Source organism: Rhodococcus sp. NPDC055112 (assembly GCF_053607505.1).
Window position 1 is genome coordinate 31,067 of sequence record NZ_JBSGTR010000044.1, and the last position, 15,800, is coordinate 46,866.

The window sequence follows — 15,800 nt, forward strand, 5'->3', positions numbered from 1 at the left end:
TATGGAACTCCATAGTCAGCTATCGCGACCGCTCCGCCCTGGCCCGGTCCTCCTCGCGCTCTGCGGCGCCAGCTTCCTGGCCGGCCTCGACCTGTTCGTCGTCAACGTGGCGTTCGACGAGATCGGCGCCGACTTCACGGGCCACTCGCTCGCGGACATGAGCTGGATCCTCAACGGCTACGCGATTCTCTACGCCGCGCTGCTGATCCCGCTCGGACGCTGGGCCGACAAGGTGGGCCGACGGCGCGGCTTCCTGCTCGGGCTCGGGCTGTTCGTCGCGGCGAGCGCGGCCTGCGCGCTGGCTCCGAACCTGTGGTCGCTCATCGGTTTCCGCGCCGCACAGGCCATCGGTGCCGCGCTGCTCACCCCGGCCAGCCTCGCCCTGATCCTCACCGTCCTGCCCGCCGAGCGCCGCTCGGCGTCTGTCCGCATCTGGGCCGCCGCCGGCGCAGTCGCCGCCGCCGCGGGCCCCGTGATCGGCGGCATCCTGGTCGCCGCCTCCTGGCGCTGGGTGTTCCTGATCAACGTCCCGATCGGGATCGCGTTCCTGGTGCTCGCGGCCCGCTCCATCCCCGAGTCCCGCGACCGCGACGCCGACCATCCCGACGTCCTCGCCGCCGCCCTGCTCACCGCGGCGGTCGGGGCGCTCGCTCTCGCGCTGGTCAAGGGGCCCGACTGGGGCTGGTCCAGCGCGGGGGTCCTTGGCGCGCTCGCGGTCGCCCTGGTGTCGGGTGCGACGTTCTGGATCCGCAACGGTCGCGGCGGCGCGCCGATCCTCGACCCGGCCATGCTCCGGGTGCGCAGCTTCGCGTGGTCCAACGCCGCGATGCTGCTCTTCAACGCCGGGTTCGCCGCCGCGCTGCTGGCGACCATCCTCTGGATGCAGACGGTCTGGGACTACTCGGCGCTGCGCACAGGCATGGCCATCGCGCCTGGCCCGCTGATGGTGCCGGTGTTCGCGATCGTCGCGCAGCGGCTCGCCTCCCGGATCGACGCCGGCCGGATCGCCGCGCTCGGCTGCCTGCTCTGGGGCGGCGGCGCTGTGCTCATCGCGGCCTCCGTCGGACCGGAGCCGGCCTACGCGGCGCAGATCCTGCCCGGCTGGCTGATCGCGGGCGTCGGTGTCGGCCTGGCCCTGCCGACCATCCTGGCCACCGCCACCGCCGGACTGCCTCAGGACCGCGCGGCCACCGGCAGCGCCGTGGTCACCATGCACCGGCAGATCGGCGCGGTCGTCGGCATCAGCGCCCTCGTCGCCATCCTGGGCACGCCCATCGGGTTCGATTCCGCTCGAACGGCTTTCACGCATTCCTGGTGGGCCGTCGCGGGGGTCTCGGTGCTCGCGGCAGCCGCCGCGCTCGGCATCACCGCGCGGGCACATTCCACCGATTCCCCCGTCCACCCGACAACCGAAACCGCAGAGGCATTGCGATGACCACCACCACCACCACGAACACCGCGTTCCCGACGACCTTCGACGACTCGTGGCGGGGATTCGGCGGCATCCACGGGGGCCTGGTCGTCGCGGCACTGCTCCGCGGCGCCTCCCGCGCGCTCGACGCCACCCCCGTCGCGGTCACCGCCCACCTGTACGCCCCGGTCGCCGCCGGCCCGTTCACCGTCGACACGGAGGTGCTCAGGGGTGGACGCTCGGCCGGCGTCCGGGCGCGCCTCGGCGACGCCGCGACAGCGGTCGTCCGGCTGGCCCGGTCCCCCGGCACCACCATGGCCTGGCCACCCGGACCCGTGGCCATGCCCGAAGTGGATCCGGAACACCTTCCCCCGCTGGAGATCCCCGTCGACTTCGTGCCGTTCTCGCAATACCTCGACATCCGGCCGATCAACTCGGCGCGGCCGTTCGCGGGCGGTGAGACACCGGAGTTCGACGTCTGGATCCGCCTGACCGCCGCCATCGACCTCGCCCCGCAGGAGGTCGCGGCCGTGCTGCTCGACGCTCTGCCGCCGGGCCTGTACGCCACCCGCACCGCGCCCGTTCCGATTCCGACCATCGAGTTCAGCGCCCACTTTCCGCCCGGCACGCCCCCCACGCGCTGGTACCGGCTGCGGCACCGCACCGCGTGGGCGACCGACGACCTGTGCGTCGACGAGGCCGAACTACACACCGCGACAGGTGAACTCGCCGGTCAGGCCCGCCAGCTCCGCCGAATCCTCGGCGGCACCACCACGAAGGAGCAGTCATGAGAGACGCCGTCATCGCGGCCGCCGTCCGCACCCCGATCGGCAAGGGCAAGCCGCGCGGCGCCCTGCACGGGATCCATCCGGTGGACCTGCTCGCGCACAGCCTGACCGCGCTCGTCGACCGCACCGGGATCGACCCGGCGCTCGTCGACGACGTGATCGGCGGGTGCGTCACCCAGGTCGACCAGCAGGCCGCCAACATCACCCGCACCGCACTGCTGGCCGCGGGTTTCCCCGAATCGGTGCCCGGCACCACGATCGACCGGCAGTGCGGCAGCAGCCAGCAGGCCGTGCATTTCGCCGCTCAGGGCGTCATCTCCGGCGCCTACGACGTGGTGATCGCCTGTGGCGTGGAGTCGATGAGCCGCACCCCCATGGGATCGAACATCGGCGCCGGCGTCGATCCGCGCGGCACCCGGTTCGCCGAGCGCTATCCGGACGGGCTTGTGCCCCAGGGCATCAGCGCCGAACTGATCGCCGCGCGGTGGGGCATCGCCCGCGCCGAGATGGACGAGTTCGCGCTGCGCAGCCACGCCAAGGCACACACCGCGACGATCGGCGGCGCGTTCGCGAAGGAACTCGCCCCGCTGCCAGAGCTCGGCATCGACGAGGCGGTCCGGCCGGGAGGCACGCTCGAGTCGATGGCGGGGCTGCGCCCGGCGTTCGCGAACGAGGCCGCGGCGCAGCGGTTCCCGCAGATCGACTGGAGTGTGACCGCGGGCAACTCGAGCCCGCTCAGCGACGGCAGCGCCGCGGTGCTCATCACCACCAGCGAGACCGCGGCCCGGCTCGGGCTCACCCCGCTGGCACGGCTGCACAGCTTCGCGGTCGCGGGCGACGACCCGTTGTACATGCTCACCGCGATCATCCCGGCCACCGAGAAGGTGCTGCGGCGGGCCGGGCTCGCGCTGGCGGACATCGACCTGTTCGAGGTGAACGAGGCCTTCGCCTCGGTGGTGCTGGCCTGGGCCAGGGAGACCGGCGCCGACCTCGACCGGGTCAACGTGCACGGCGGCGCACTCGCCCTCGGTCACCCACTCGGCGCCAGCGGGGCGCGCCTGCTCACCACCCTCGTCGGCGCGCTGGAACAACGTGGCGCCCGCTACGGCCTGCAGACCATGTGCGAGGCTGGCGGCATGGCGAATGCGACGGTGATCGAGCGGCTGGCGTGACATCAACCGAGGTCACGACCCGTCCCGTCACCTTCGGATGCCGGGACGGTGTCGTGCTGGGCGGGCACCTGTTCGACCCCGCGATCGCGGGCACGGACGCGCCGATGGTGATCGTCAACTGCGCCACCGGGGTGCTGGCCCGCTACTACCACCGGTACGCGCGGTTCCTGGCCGAGCTCGGCTCGCCGGTACTCACCTACGACTACCGCGGCATCGGCGAGTCCCGGCCGCCCGGCACGCTGCGCGGCGCGGCGATCGCATGGCGAGCGTGGGGCGATCAGGACTTCGACGCGGCGGTGGCCTTCGCGCGGACGCAGGAACCGGACCGGCCGCTGGCCGTGGTCGGGCACAGCATCGGCGGGTTCCTGCCCGGGTTCGCGGACGGTGCGGTGCACGTGGACCGGATGCTCACCGTCGGAGCCCAGTACGCGTACTGGCGCGACTACGCGCGCCGGAGCCGGATCGGCCTGCTCGCGAAGTGGCACCTGGCGATGCCGGCGCTCACCGCCGCGTACGGGTACTTCCCCGGCCGCCGGCTCGGCTGGCTCGAGGACCTGCCCGCGGGCGTGGCCCACGAGTGGGCCTTCCGCCGGTCCGCGATGGAGTCCAGCTATCCGCGCGGCGACCGAGCCGAGGTGCGGCGCCGGTTCGCGGCAATGCGGGCACCGATCCTGGCGGTGGCCACCAGCGACGACGAGTTCGGCACCCCCGCCGCCCTCGAGCGGACCCTCCGGTACTACCGGGGCAGCGACCGCACCAGGGTGGAACTGAACCCGAAACTGTTGGGCCACGAGGAGATCGGGCACTTCGGGCTCTTCCACGACCGGCACCGGGACGGGTTCTGGCGTGGCACCGCCGAGTGGCTGCACCGCGGGGTGAACCCGTGGCAGGCGGCCACCGAACGGCGGGCCGAGGCCTGAGCACCCACCTGTGGGAAGGATCTGCCCCGGTTTCCGGGGCAGATCCTTCCCGGGTCGCCGATCAGGCGCGGTCGGTCTCGGCTTCGATCTTCGCCCGGATCGCCTCCGCGGCTTCCGAATCCTGAGCCGCCAGCTTCTGGATGTAGTCGACAGCATCGCCGACGGTCCGGAGGCCTGCAAGGTCCTCATCGGGGATCTTCACGCCGTACTTGTCCTCGGTCTGGACCGCGATCTCCACCATGGAGAGCGAGTCGATGTCGAGATCGTCGACGAAGGACTTCTCGATCGTCACCTCGGATGGCTCGATTCCGGTGACCTCCTCGATGATCTCGGCGATTCCCGAAACGAGTTCTTCCTGTGTTGCCACTTCTGGCTCCCTTTCTCACGTGCACCGCTTCAGTTGAGCGGATGATTTCGGGTGGATCAGCGTCGACGGGAATCGGTCACGGGCGCACCGTTTCCTGGTCGCGCCTGGTAGCGCGGCGTCGTTCCCGGCCGTCGCCGCCGCTCGAGTTCCGGATAGGAGGGATCAAAGATCCCGTAGGTCTCTTCGATTGCCGCGGTGAGCAGCTTCCACACCTGATGTGCGGTCGGACGCCGACCGGGCCAGCCGGTTCCGAAGAGGTCATCGCCGTCCCTGAGCCCGATCTCATCGAGCAGGAGCGGCGTGTGGCTGTCCGAGCATCGCCCGTCCGCCGGCCCGGGGCAGCGTTCGATGAGGTAGCGACCTCGCCGATCCCAACCGTCCTCGGTCGCCCCGTCGGGCCTGCCCTTCCACCGTTCCTGCGAGTACACGAGGATCCGCTGGCCCGTTGTCACCTGCAGATACTCCCGAGCGGCGGTGTCGGCGAGGCCGGCCGAGCGGAGGAGCTCGGCGTCGATGCCGTGGCGGGCCATCCGTTCGTGACTGACGAGCTGGTCTTCCTCGATGATGAAGTGCTGCCCGGACATGCCCGCGACGTCGACCCACACCCCGAACCTGAGCACCTCGATCTGACCGGCCGCGGATTCGTCGCCGACCTCGGGACCGATCGCCATCGCCCGGATCGACGATTTGCTGACGTCCAGTTCCGCCGCGATCCTGCGGTCGCTCAACCCCTCGGCACGCATGACCGCGATCGCCTCGGCGATCACACTCCGGTACGTGGCATCGGCGATCTCCGCCCGTTCCCGGGCGAGCCGAGCGGCCTCCGCGGAGACGCCTACCCGGAACGAATGATGATCTTGCACCGGCGCAGCATGGCACGCCCGCGTCCAAGTGTCCAGCGGATTGGACACTTGGACATTTCGTCGGACACTACGGCCTGACGGTCGCGGCCAGGTTCATCTGCCCCAGCCACGCGGGCACCTCCCTCGCCGCGGAGCTCGGCCCGGAGATGGTGACCCGCCCCGACGTCAGCGCCTGCTCCCAGGACCGGTCCCCGCGCCAGACCTCGATGAGGGTGCGCAGGCCGGTGGCGACCGTGGCGGTCACCTCGAAGCCCGGGTCGTAGTCGCAGACGTCGGCCTCATCGCCCGTGACACAGAGCCACCACCGCCCGGCGCGGGCGGCGACGTCGTCGAACTCGAAGGCCACCACGGTGCGACCGCGCGGCCACCTGTCGATCGGCACCGTCCGCCGCATGTCCCACATCAGCAGGTGCGGGTCCAGGTCCTCCTCGCCGAGCTCGCCGATCCAGCGCACGCCCCACGCCCCGAGCGCCTCGACCACGCCGCCGAGCTCCTCGCCGCACGGGGTGAGGGTGTAGCTACTCCGGCCGTCCTCGACGGTCCGCCGGACCACCCCGGCCCGCTCGAGGGTCCGCAGCCGCTTGGACAGCAGCGCGGGCGACATCTTGGGATTGCCCCGCCGCAGGTCGTTGAAGTGGGTGCTGCCGGCCAGCAACTCGCGCACCACGAGCATGGTCCAGCGCTCGTCGAGCAGCTCCATGGCCTTCGCCACCGGGCAGAACTGGCCGTATTCCGACACGGCTTCCTCCTCGGTTACCCCCCTGACCAGTACACGCCTGGCCCGGCCAGGACGCCAGTACAGATCGTGAACCGCCGGTGGTTCAGATCTGGGACTGGAGCGCGCGCCCGGATGGACCGACGCTGGAAGCACCACCACACACGAGGAGAAATTCCATGAGCACACACACCACCGCCGCCCCCGACATCAAGGCCAAGCATCGCGCCATGTGGGCGCTTGGCGACTACCCGTCGGTCGCCGCCGATGTCATCGCGGCCCTCGGTCCGAGCCTGGTCGAGGCCTGCGGCATCAAGGCGGGCGACCGGGTCCTCGACGTCGCGGCCGGTTCCGGCAACGCCTCGATCCCCGCCGCCCGGCTCGGCGCCGCCGTCGTCGCCTCGGACCTGACCCCCGAGCTGCTCGAGTCGGGCCGTCAACAGGCCGAGTCGCTGGGCCTGACGCTGGACTGGCGCGAGGCCGACGCGGAGGCGCTGCCGTTCACGAACGACCAGTTCGACGCCGTGATCTCGTGCGTCGGTGTGATGTTCGCGCCCCACCACCAGCCGAGCGCCGACGAGCTCGTCCGCGTCCTCCGACCGGGCGGCACGCTCGGCCTGATCAACTGGACGCCCGAGGGCTTCATCGGCCAGATGTTCGCCACCATGAAGCCGTACGCTCCCCCGCCGCCCGCAGGCGCGCAGCCGCCGCCGCTGTGGGGCAGCGAGGAGCACGTGCGCGCCCTCCTCGGCGACCGCGTGACCGAGGTCGTGGCGCGCCGCGAGCGGTTGACCGTCGACTGCTTCGACACAGCCGAGCAGTTCCGCGACTTCTTCAAGGCCTGCTACGGCCCGACGATCGCGGTGTACCGGGCGATCGCCGACGACCCCGAGCGCGTCGAGGCCCTTGACCGCGAGCTGGCCGAGCTGGGCCGACGCCACGACCGCGGCGACGGCACCATGGAGTGGGAGTACCTGCTGCTCACCGCCGTCAAGAAGTGAGCGGCTCCGCCGCCTGTGCGCGGTTGACGAGTCCACACACTCGCCAACCGCGCACGGGCGCCGCAGGCGCCTACAGCTCCGTGACCCAGCCGTGCAGCTCGTCGGTGCGCAGGGCCGCCGCGTGCCGTTTACGCAGGGCCTGACCGATCGGTCCTGCGGTGCCATCGCCGACCACCCGGCCGTCCACCTCGGTCACCGGGGCCACGCCCGCGGAGGTGCCGGTGACGAACACCTCGTCCGCGATGTACAGCTCGGTGAGGTCGACGGTGCGCTCGACGACGGGGATGCCGTCCTCGGCCGCGAGGGTGAGCAGGGTCCGACGGTTGATGCCGTCGAGGATGTCGCAGGACACGTCAGGCGTGATCAGGGTGCCGCCGCGGACCAGGAAGATGTTGGCGGCGCTGAGCTCGCAGACGTGGCCGTTCCCGTCGAGGAAGATCGCGTCGTCGTAGCCGGCGTCGATGGCGTCCTGCTTGGCCAGCACCGAGTTCACGTACGCCCCGTTGACCTTGGCGCGAGACGGGATGGCGTCGTCCGGGATCCGGCGCCAGGTGCTGGTCTTGAGCCGCATGCCGTCCTGCGGGACGATCGGCACCGCGTCGTAGACGAACATGCTGACGGTGGTGTGGCAGCCGCGCACCCTGGTGCCCGCGATCGACTCGTCGACGTGCACGGTGGCGCGGACGAACACATCCTCGGTCGGCGCATTCGCGGCGACGAGTTCGGTTGCCACCGAGACGAATCGGTCGTAGTCCCACTCGTCGGCGAACCGATCCATCCCGATGATCTTGCAGGACTCGACCATCCGCTGGAAATGGTCACGCAGCCGGAACGCGCTGCGCCGGGACCCATCGACCTGCACCGGGAACACCGTGTACACGCTCAGCCCGTACAGCACGGCCGAGGTGGCGACGCCGAGCGTCGCCTCCGCGACGTCCACGATCTTGTCACCGAAGTACACGCGGGGATGTGGGGTAGCCATGGCACGCCATGCTATCGACCACGCCGGTGCCCGGGAAACCGAATTTCATGCCTGCTGCCTCCCGCGACTTCCGCGGGCCTCCCGGCAGACTGTCCGCATGCTCCATTTGCGGATCCTGGCGCCGAGCGACCTGACCGACGAGGCCCTCCGGATCCTCGACGCGGAACCGGCCGTCAGCGGCCTCGCGGTGATGCGCGGCGCCTCGCTGCGTCCGGAGGGCGACGTGGTGTATGCCGACATCGCCCGTGAGGCGGCCAACGACGTGATCGACGACCTGCGGGCCACCGGGTTGCACCACCGCGGCAGCATCGAGATCGAACCGGTCAACGCGTGGCTCTCCCGCAGCGGATTCGACGCCGAGCTGCGCACCCCGGGCAGCAGCGCGGACTCCGTGGTGTGGGCGGAGGTCGCACAGCGCTCCTACGAGGAGACCGAGCTCAACTGGACCTACCTGAGCTTCATGTCCCTTGCGACCCTGCTGGCGGCGATCGCGATCATCACCGACTCGCAGATCCTGGTGATCGGGGCGATGGTGCTGGGGCCGGAGTTCGGGGCGATCGCCGCGCTCGGGGTCGCGCTGGTGCGGCGCAGGTGGGTGCTGCTCGCGCTCGCGGTCCGCACCCTCGTCGTCGGGTTCGTGGTCGCGATCGCGGTCACGGCGATCCTCGCGCTGGTCGGCAGGGGGCTGGGCTGGGTGACTATCGACGACGTCACCGGTCCGCGGCCCGACACCGCGTTCATCTACAGCCCGGACAAGTGGTCGTTCATCGTGGCGGTGATCGCGGCGGCGGCCGGGGTGCTGTCGCTGACCTCGGCGAAGTCGGCCGGGCTGGCCGGGGTGTTCATCTCCGTGACGACGGTGCCGGCGGCGGGAAATGTGGGTCTGGCCCTGGCTTTCGGGGCAACCCACGAGATCTGGGGCAGTTCGCTGCAGCTGCTGCTGAACCTGTCCGGCATGGCGATGGCAGGCTGGGCGACGCTGACGATTCAACAGGCACTGTGGACGCGGGTGTCGGTGCGCCGGGCCCGTGCGCTCGACCGGGTCCGCCGAATGCTCTGAACCGTCAGCCGTTCCGGCGTGCCATCCCCGCGCCGATCTCGCGCAGGCCCGCGCGCAGCGAGTCCGGCTCCAGCACCTCCACTCCCGCGCCGAGCGCCGTCAGCTGGTGCACCGCAACCTCTTCCGACTCGAGCAGCAGTGCCACCTCGACCCAGCCCTCCGCGTCCGCCGGGCCAGGGGTCACCCGCGCGGCCTCCGTGCCGATCGCCGCGGGCAGCGATCGCCACGCCGCGGGCGCGAGCCGCACCCGGCACGGGTACCGCAGCAGCGACCGGTCGAACTCGGCGGCCGACCGCGCCCACCACGCCGCTAGGTCGAAGTCGTCCGGCCGCCGGGCGTCCTCGTCGAGGACCACGGCGGCACCGATCCGCGAGACCCGGAAGGACAGCGTGGCGCCGCGGTGCCCGGCGACGAGGTACCAGACGCCCGCCTTCGCCACCAGCCCGAGGGGGTCGAGGGTGCGGGTCGCCTCCCGGCCGCCCCGGCGATAGCCGATCCGCAGTCGTCGGCCGTCGAGCACCGACCGTGCCACCGTCGCCAGGTGCGGCGCGTTCGCCGCCCGCCCGAACCAGCCGGGGGCGTCCACGTGCAGGCGGCTGCGCCAGAGCTCGGCACCCGCACGCAGCGGAAGTGGCATCGCGCCAAGGAGTTTGGCCTCCGCGGCGGCCGTCTGCTCCCCCAGGCCCAGGTCCGCCGCCAGGCCGGGGACGCCGAGCAGCATGAGCGCGGATGTCTCGACACCGGTCATCCCGCTGAGCTTGGACTGCCAGCCGTCGAGGAGCCGGATGCCGCCACCCGGACCGCTCTCCGTCCACATCGGTACGCCCGCGGCCTGCAGCGCCGCGACGTCGCGGTACACGGTGCGCACCGAAACCTCCAGCTGCTCGGCCAGCCGCTCGGCGGTGCTCCCCGGCCCACCCTGCAGCCGCAGCATGAGGTCGAGCAACCGACTGGAACGCACCGCCCGAGTCTATCTGGAATCACTGACAGAAGATGTCAGGGATTCGGGTGCACACTGGTCGGCATGACAACTTGGCAACAGTTCGTCGACGAGGCCCCGACACTGCCCGAACGCATCGAAGCGCGGCTGCGCGCACACAAGCATCACGTCCTCGCGACGCTGCGGGCCGACGGATCCCCTCGGGTCAGCGGCACCGAGGTGGAGACCTTCCATGGACTGCTTGTCCTCGGGTCGATGCCGGGCGCGATGAAGGTGCGTGATCTACACCGCGACCCGCGCTACTCGCTGCATACGAATCCGGGCCACCACTCCATGGAGGGCGGCGACGCGAAGATCTCCGGCCGGGCCCGCGAGCTGTTCGGAAACGAGAAGAAGGCCATCCTCGAGAGCTACGACCAGAATCCCGGCGACGAGGCGCAGATCTTCGAGCTCGGTGTCGAGGAGGCGGTCCTGACGACGGTCTCGGAGGACCGGCTGCACGTCGACCTGTGGCGGCCCGGCGCGGGCGTCACGAGGCGCAGCCGATGAGCGCGCCGGACCTGACCGGAAAGGTGGCGCTGGTCGCGGGTGCGACCCGGGGCGCAGGCCGCGCCATCGCGGTCGAGCTGGCCCGCGCAGGAGCGACCGTCTACGCGACCGGACGCAGCAGCCGCGAGGTGGGCCGGTCGGAGATCGACCGGCCCGAGACCATCGAGGAGACAGGTGATCTCATCGCGGCGGCCGGCGGTGACGGTGTCGCGCTGCGGGTCGACCACCTCGACCCGGACCAGGTGCGCGCCCTGATCGCCCGCATCGACACCGAGCACGGCCGGCTCGACGTCCTGGTCAACGACATCTTCGGCGGGGACAGATACGCGCAGTTCGGCACCAAGCTCTGGGAGCACGACCTCGACGGCGGACTGCGCATGCTGCGGATGGGCATCGACACCCACGCGATCACGAGCCATGTCGCGTTGCCCCTGCTGATCCGCCGACCCGGTGGCCTGGTCATCGAGATGACCGACGGCACAGCGGAATACAACGTCGCCTACAGGCACCAGGTGGGCTTCTACTACGACCTGGTCAAGGCCGCGGTGCAGCGGATGACCACCGCGCAGGCCCACGAACTGGCCCCGCTGGGCGGCGCGGCGGTCGCCGTCACCCCCGGCTGGCTTCGGTCGGAGACGATGCTGGAGATCTTCGGCGTGACCGAGGACAACTGGCGCGAGGCGCTCGACCGGGAACCGCATTTCGCCATCTCCGAGTCGCCGACCTTCGTCGGCCGGGCGGTCGCCGCGCTGGCCGCCGACCCCGACGTCATGCAGTTCAGCGGAGCCGTGGTCTCGAGCGGGCAACTGGCCCGGCGGTACGGCTTCACCGACGTGGACGGCTCGCGGCCGGACTGCTGGCGCTACCTCGTCGAGGTGCAGGACAGGGACCTGCCCGCGAACACCGACGGCTACCGCTAGCCGGGCGTCACCAGGTGAGGTTCTCCTGACAGTGGCTCCCCTCGGCCCCCGACTCGACCTGCACGGTCGCGTGGCCGAGCCCGTGCGCGTCGAGCACCACCTTCGCCGCGCCGAGCACCTGCCGTGAATCCGCCTCGGTGGTCAGGTGCACGGTCGCGACGTCCATGCCGGTGGTCAGCGTCCACACGTGCAGGTCGTGCACGTCCGAAACCCCGGGCAGGGCGCGCAGATCCGCCTCGACGGCGTCGACGTCGACGTGCGCGGGCGAGGCCTGGGTGAGGATGCGCAGCGCGGCGCCCGCGAGCTTGATCGCGCGGGGCACCACCCACAGCGAGATCAGCACGCCAACCACGATGTCGGCGTACGGCCAGTTGAACACCAACACCACCGCGCCCGCGATGAGGACGCCGACACTGCCGACGGCGTCCGCGAGCACCTCGAGGTAGGCACCGCGGACCGCGATGGAGCCCTTGGCATCGGCACGCAGCATCAGCATCACCACGATGTTGGCCCCAAGCCCGGCGGCCGCCGTCAGCATCAGCGGCAGGCCGGGCACCTCGGGGGCGTCACCGATCCGTCCGATCGCCTCGTACATCACCCACACCGCGACGGCCAGCAGCAGCACCGCGTTGGCCATCGCGGTGAGCACCTCCGCGCGATGCCAGCCGAAGGTGCGCGCGGCGGCCTTGGACCCCTGCCTGGCGAGCAGCAACGCCACCAGCCCCATCGACATGCCGACGACGTCGGTGAGCATGTGCCCGGCGTCCGCAAGGAGGGCGAGCGAGTTGATCGTCAGGCCGACCGCGACCTCGAGCGCGAGGAACGCGAGCAGGATGACGAGCGCGATCACCATCCTGCGGATCCGGCCGGCCGACGGCCCCGCGGCGGTCGGCTCACCCCCGTGGCTGTGCCCGTGCCCAACTCCCATGACGCTCCCCTTCGTGCGGTTCGCGTCCATCATATGCATACATACGCATATGTGGCTACATCGTCGCCCGCTACTGCTCCGGCGGATAGTAGGGATGCGCGACCGTCGGCGGCAGGGTCGCGATGGCCGAAATCCGCTTCAGGCCCGCGACCTGCAGCAGGTCCACGGTCAGCGAGCGGATCTGCGCGAACACCACGGTCGCGGACACCCCCGCGTTCTCCACCAGTTCGGCCTTCGCCCCTGACGCCACCGAACGCAACACCCGGGCCGCGTCCGCCTGGTCGGGTTTCTCGCCGGGATCGGCCAGCATCATCCGGCGCAGCACCTCCAGGGCCTGCGCGAGCTTCTCCACCTCGTCGACCAACCGTGGATCGAGGATCTCGTCGTCGCGGACCAGGGTCAGCGACCGCCGCGCGAGCACCCGGATGTTGCGCATCGCGTTGTCGATCGGATCGGCGGTGGCGCTCAGCCGCGCGAGACGTTCGCGCGAGTTCCAGTACAGCGGCGACACCCGGCTGATCTCCCTGCCACCGACCAGATTGGACCGGAGCCCATCGATCGCCGACTGGGTGTCGCGGGCCTTCTGCAGCGCCTTGACGATCGGTTCCGGGTCGTTCTCGACCAGCCCGTCCGCCACCAGCTGCAGCACCTCCCCCGCGGTGCCGAGGATCGCGGCGGCGTGCTGCCGCGCCCGGAGCACCGGATGGGTCGGCACGAACGCGACGACGAGGATCCCGACCAGGCCGCCGATGAGGGCGTCGATCATCCGGTCGGGCCCACCGCCCCGTTCGGGCGGGATGAGCGTCGCGACCAGCACCGCGGAGGTGCCGGCCTGCATGGAGATGATCGGCCCGCCGTCGAGGAAGATCGCCGTCGACATTGCCAGCAGCACCACCAGCACGATCTGCCAGGCGCCGGTGCCGATCTGGGAGATCAGCAGGTCACCGATCCCGATGCCGACGGTGACACCCGCGAGCAGTTCCACCGACCGCCGCAGCCGCGCCCCGAGCGACAGGCCGAGCGAGACGACGGCCGCGATCGGCGCGAAGAACGGATTCGGGTGGTGGATCAGGTCATTGGCGATCCACCAGGCGAGTCCGGCGGCGAGCGCGCACTGCAGGACGGGAAACGCCGACCCGCGCAGCCGTTTGACCGAGGCCCTCAGTCGAGCGCGGCCCCGGTCGGCGGTGAAGAATTGAGGGCTAGCCGAGGCCAAGTGCTTCGGCGGCCCTGGGGTCGCAGTCCTCGAGCAGGTCCAGGCAGCGGGCGTGCTCGTCGGACTCGCCGATCGCGTTGGCGGCCTTGGCCAGTACGGCGACGCAGCGCAGGAACCCGCGGTTCGGCTCGTGGCTGTACGGCACCGGACCGAAACCCTTCCAGCCGTTGCGTCGCAGCTGGTCGAGCCCGCGGTGGTAGCCGGTGCGCGCGTACGCGTAGGCGGTGATCGTCTCGTCGTCGGCCAGTGCGGCCTCGGCCAGGTAGGCCCACGCGATGGACGCCGTCGGATGGTCGGCGGCAACCTGCTTGGGGTCCGCCTTGTTCAGGAGTTCGGACTCCGCGTCGTCGTCTCCGGGCAGCAGGGTGGGCTGGGGGCCGAGCAGGTCACCGAAAGAGGTCATGCCGACCATTGTGCCCCGACCACCGGTCGGTCGATAGGCTGCCCACAGTCACGAACAGGAATGTCGAACGAGAGGGCGGACGTGTCGGACCCCAAGAACCCGGAACCCAAGGACTCTGCCGCCCAGGGCGCGGAACCCGGCAGCGCCCGGGCAGCGACCGGCGCGGACCAAGCTGACACCGGAAAAGCCTCGGTGACAACGCCTGAGACGACGGACGCCGAGGCACAGGAGACCACAGGGGCCGAGACCCCGGCGGACGAGGATGCGAGCGTCGAGCCCGAGGTCGCTGCCCATTCCGAGGCCGACGAGCGCGCGGCGGACGAGGATGCGGCGGACGACGCGCCGGAGGCAGGCGCATCCGAGCCGGCAGAGCAGACCACGAAGGACGAGAACCCGGCGCCGGTCGAGACCGTGACCGAAGCCGAGCCGGAGCCCGAGCCCGAAGCCCGGTCCGAGCCCGAACCCGAGTCGGAGCCCGAAGCCCGGTCCAAGCCCGACGCCGAGCCCGAGCCTGCAGGACCCGAGGCCACCGTCGAGACGGTGTCCGAGGCAACCGACGCACCGGCCGAGCCCGAGCCGACGGACACGGACACGGACAGGGACACGGACGACGGATCCGCCGCGGTCACCATGCCGGTGGAGAGGTCGGGCGCGGCATGGAAGCCGCAGGCTCCGACGGCAGCACCGCGCAAGGTCGTGCCCGCGGGTACCCCGCCCGTGCCCACGGCCGCCCAGGAGTCCGCACCAGCGGCCGCCGCGGGGATCCCCGACGACGCCACCGTCGCCCTCCCGAGGGCCACGCCGCCGCCTGCCACCCCTGACGACGCCACCGTCGCTCTCCCGAGGGTCACGCCGCCACCCGCGCGGCCCGCCGCCGTGGTGCCCCCGACCCAGGTCTCGCGGCCCAAGGCCGCGCCAGCCAAGGTCGGACCGGGCCGGCCCGCACCGACGGTCCGGCCGCCCGCTGGCGGCGCGCCCGTGTCCGCGCCGCCGCGCCCGGCGCCTCCGGTCGCGGGCCCTGCGAAGATCCCCGCCCCGGAGCCCGCGTCGACCGGCAAGAAGCGATGGCCGATCGTCGTCACCGTCGGCGTCGTGCTGGCCGCCGCGGCGGGCGGGGCCTACCTGCTCACCTCGACGGTCAGCAGCAACTCGGCGGAGGATCAGGTCAAGACCGCGATCAACACCTTCGTCGACGCGATCGAGGGCGGAGATCTCGCGACCCTGCGGACGATCTCCTGCGGCGACCTGGCGTCGTACTACGCGCAGATCCCCGACGCCGAGTTCGCCGACGTGTACAAGGTGGCGGTCGACCAGCGGTCGATCCCCGTCGTCGAGAGCATCGACACGGTCTCGATCACCGACGACACCGCGATCGCCCAGGCCACCGTCCACACCGGCGCGGCCCCGAACGAGAGCTCGGCGCGCTCGTTCAACCTGCAGCGCGACGGCGACGCGTGGAAGGTCTGCTGACCTAGCTGTACTGCCCAGGCAGGTTGGTTGAGGGATTGCGACGACACGCTGTGACTGGTCGTTGAACAGCGAAGGTCTCCTGTCGTGAAGTGGAG

The 15,800-nt window shown here is 71.2% G+C and carries 17 protein-coding genes; 9 read left to right on the top strand and 8 right to left on the bottom strand.

Features of this window, described 5'->3' with window-relative positions:
* The first annotated feature begins 1 nt into the window (after position 1).
* The 4 genes from ACWFRB_RS18565 to ACWFRB_RS18580 are packed head-to-tail and all read left to right on the top strand — an operon-like array spanning position 2 to position 4,291.
* Entirely contained in the window at positions 2 to 1,435 is a 1,434-nt protein-coding gene (locus ACWFRB_RS18565; protein WP_452642616.1) for an MFS transporter, read from the top strand.
* A complete protein-coding gene (locus tag ACWFRB_RS18570; RefSeq protein WP_452642618.1) occupies positions 1,432 to 2,202 on the top strand; it encodes a thioesterase family protein in 771 nt (256 codons plus the stop codon). The genes ACWFRB_RS18565 and ACWFRB_RS18570 overlap by 4 nt, the downstream gene beginning before the upstream one ends.
* Positions 2,199 to 3,371 carry a thiolase family protein gene (locus ACWFRB_RS18575; protein WP_452642619.1) on the top strand — a complete coding sequence of 391 codons (1,173 nt, stop codon included), beginning with the start codon at positions 2,199 to 2,201 and terminating at the stop codon, positions 3,369 to 3,371. Before ACWFRB_RS18570 ends, ACWFRB_RS18575 begins: the two co-directional genes overlap by 4 nt.
* Entirely contained in the window at positions 3,368 to 4,291 is a 924-nt protein-coding gene (locus tag ACWFRB_RS18580; protein WP_452642620.1) for an alpha/beta hydrolase family protein, read from the top strand. Before ACWFRB_RS18575 ends, ACWFRB_RS18580 begins: the two co-directional genes overlap by 4 nt.
* A gap of 61 nt (positions 4,292 to 4,352) precedes the next feature.
* Here ACWFRB_RS18580 and acpM read toward each other — a convergent pair whose 3' ends face one another.
* From acpM to ACWFRB_RS18595, 3 genes are all read right to left on the bottom strand, one after another.
* On the bottom strand, positions 4,353 to 4,658 hold the full coding sequence (gene acpM / locus ACWFRB_RS18585; RefSeq protein ID WP_452642622.1) for a meromycolate extension acyl carrier protein AcpM: 306 nt from the start codon (positions 4,656 to 4,658) through the stop codon (positions 4,353 to 4,355).
* A 56-nt stretch (positions 4,659 to 4,714) separates the two neighbouring features.
* Positions 4,715 to 5,521, bottom strand: a complete 807-nt coding sequence (locus ACWFRB_RS18590) for a hypothetical protein (protein WP_452642623.1) — start codon at positions 5,519 to 5,521, stop codon at positions 4,715 to 4,717.
* Between the two features lie 67 nt (positions 5,522 to 5,588).
* Positions 5,589 to 6,260, bottom strand: coding sequence for a winged helix-turn-helix transcriptional regulator (locus tag ACWFRB_RS18595; RefSeq protein WP_452642625.1), 672 nt, complete (start codon positions 6,258 to 6,260; stop codon positions 5,589 to 5,591).
* A gap of 155 nt (positions 6,261 to 6,415) precedes the next feature.
* On the opposite strand from ACWFRB_RS18595, the gene ACWFRB_RS18600 reads away from it, so the two are divergent.
* Positions 6,416 to 7,237: a class I SAM-dependent methyltransferase gene (locus ACWFRB_RS18600; protein ID WP_452642627.1), complete on the top strand. Its 822-nt coding sequence runs from the start codon at positions 6,416 to 6,418 to the stop codon at positions 7,235 to 7,237.
* 70 nt (positions 7,238 to 7,307) lie between these two features.
* Here ACWFRB_RS18600 and ACWFRB_RS18605 read toward each other — a convergent pair whose 3' ends face one another.
* Complete coding sequence (locus ACWFRB_RS18605; protein ID WP_452642629.1) at positions 7,308 to 8,219, bottom strand: aminotransferase class IV; 912 nt, start codon at positions 8,217 to 8,219, stop codon at positions 7,308 to 7,310.
* Between the two features lie 97 nt (positions 8,220 to 8,316).
* Between ACWFRB_RS18605 and ACWFRB_RS18610 the strand changes: the two genes are divergently transcribed.
* Entirely contained in the window at positions 8,317 to 9,279 is a 963-nt protein-coding gene (locus ACWFRB_RS18610) for a DUF389 domain-containing protein (RefSeq protein ID WP_452642630.1), read from the top strand.
* A 4-nt stretch (positions 9,280 to 9,283) separates the two neighbouring features.
* On the opposite strand, the gene ACWFRB_RS18615 is transcribed toward ACWFRB_RS18610, so the two are convergent.
* Entirely contained in the window at positions 9,284 to 10,240 is a 957-nt protein-coding gene (locus ACWFRB_RS18615) for a helix-turn-helix transcriptional regulator (protein WP_452642632.1), read from the bottom strand.
* Between the two features lie 63 nt (positions 10,241 to 10,303).
* On the opposite strand from ACWFRB_RS18615, the gene ACWFRB_RS18620 reads away from it, so the two are divergent.
* On the top strand, positions 10,304 to 10,768 hold the full coding sequence (locus tag ACWFRB_RS18620; RefSeq protein ID WP_452642634.1) for a pyridoxamine 5'-phosphate oxidase family protein: 465 nt from the start codon (positions 10,304 to 10,306) through the stop codon (positions 10,766 to 10,768).
* Positions 10,765 to 11,688, top strand: coding sequence for an SDR family oxidoreductase (locus ACWFRB_RS18625; protein WP_452642636.1), 924 nt, complete (start codon positions 10,765 to 10,767; stop codon positions 11,686 to 11,688). The genes ACWFRB_RS18620 and ACWFRB_RS18625 overlap by 4 nt, the downstream gene beginning before the upstream one ends.
* Before the next feature lie 7 nt (positions 11,689 to 11,695).
* On the opposite strand, the gene ACWFRB_RS18630 is transcribed toward ACWFRB_RS18625, so the two are convergent.
* The 3 genes from ACWFRB_RS18630 to ACWFRB_RS18640 all read right to left on the bottom strand — a co-directional run bounded on the left by ACWFRB_RS18630 (position 11,696) and on the right by ACWFRB_RS18640 (position 14,235).
* Positions 11,696 to 12,616 (bottom strand): cation diffusion facilitator family transporter, encoded by a 921-nt coding sequence (locus ACWFRB_RS18630; protein ID WP_452642638.1) that lies wholly within the window; start codon positions 12,614 to 12,616, stop codon positions 11,696 to 11,698.
* Between the two features lie 70 nt (positions 12,617 to 12,686).
* A complete protein-coding gene (locus ACWFRB_RS18635; RefSeq protein ID WP_452642644.1) occupies positions 12,687 to 13,781 on the bottom strand; it encodes an FUSC family protein in 1,095 nt (364 codons plus the stop codon).
* Between the two features lie 37 nt (positions 13,782 to 13,818).
* The gene (locus ACWFRB_RS18640) at positions 13,819 to 14,235 is read right to left on the bottom strand and encodes a DUF3151 domain-containing protein (protein WP_452642639.1); all 417 of its coding nucleotides are present in this window, start codon (positions 14,233 to 14,235) and stop codon (positions 13,819 to 13,821) included.
* A 60-nt stretch (positions 14,236 to 14,295) separates the two neighbouring features.
* Here ACWFRB_RS18640 and ACWFRB_RS18645 point away from each other — a divergent pair, with 60 nt between their 5' ends.
* The gene (locus ACWFRB_RS18645) at positions 14,296 to 15,705 is read left to right on the top strand and encodes an Rv0361 family membrane protein (RefSeq protein ID WP_452642641.1); all 1,410 of its coding nucleotides are present in this window, start codon (positions 14,296 to 14,298) and stop codon (positions 15,703 to 15,705) included.
* Positions 15,706 to 15,800 lie beyond the last annotated feature (95 nt).

Excerpts from the sequence above, each read along its gene's own strand:
- ACWFRB_RS18565 (WP_452642616.1), top strand. The coding sequence starts at position 2 with ATGGAACTCCATAGTCAGCTATCGCGACCGCTCCGCCCTGGCCCGGTC.
- ACWFRB_RS18570 (WP_452642618.1), top strand. The coding sequence starts at position 1,432 with ATGACCACCACCACCACCACGAACACCGCGTTCCCGACGACCTTCGAC.
- ACWFRB_RS18575 (WP_452642619.1), top strand. The coding sequence starts at position 2,199 with ATGAGAGACGCCGTCATCGCGGCCGCCGTCCGCACCCCGATCGGCAAG.
- ACWFRB_RS18600 (WP_452642627.1), top strand. The coding sequence starts at position 6,416 with ATGAGCACACACACCACCGCCGCCCCCGACATCAAGGCCAAGCATCGC.
- ACWFRB_RS18605 (WP_452642629.1), bottom strand. The coding sequence starts at position 8,219 with ATGGCTACCCCACATCCCCGCGTGTACTTCGGTGACAAGATCGTGGAC.
- ACWFRB_RS18610 (WP_452642630.1), top strand. The coding sequence starts at position 8,317 with ATGCTCCATTTGCGGATCCTGGCGCCGAGCGACCTGACCGACGAGGCC.
- ACWFRB_RS18620 (WP_452642634.1), top strand. The coding sequence starts at position 10,304 with ATGACAACTTGGCAACAGTTCGTCGACGAGGCCCCGACACTGCCCGAA.
- ACWFRB_RS18625 (WP_452642636.1), top strand. The coding sequence starts at position 10,765 with ATGAGCGCGCCGGACCTGACCGGAAAGGTGGCGCTGGTCGCGGGTGCG.
- ACWFRB_RS18630 (WP_452642638.1), bottom strand. The coding sequence starts at position 12,616 with ATGGGAGTTGGGCACGGGCACAGCCACGGGGGTGAGCCGACCGCCGCG.
- ACWFRB_RS18640 (WP_452642639.1), bottom strand. The coding sequence starts at position 14,235 with ATGACCTCTTTCGGTGACCTGCTCGGCCCCCAGCCCACCCTGCTGCCC.
- ACWFRB_RS18645 (WP_452642641.1), top strand. The coding sequence starts at position 14,296 with ATGTCGAACGAGAGGGCGGACGTGTCGGACCCCAAGAACCCGGAACCC.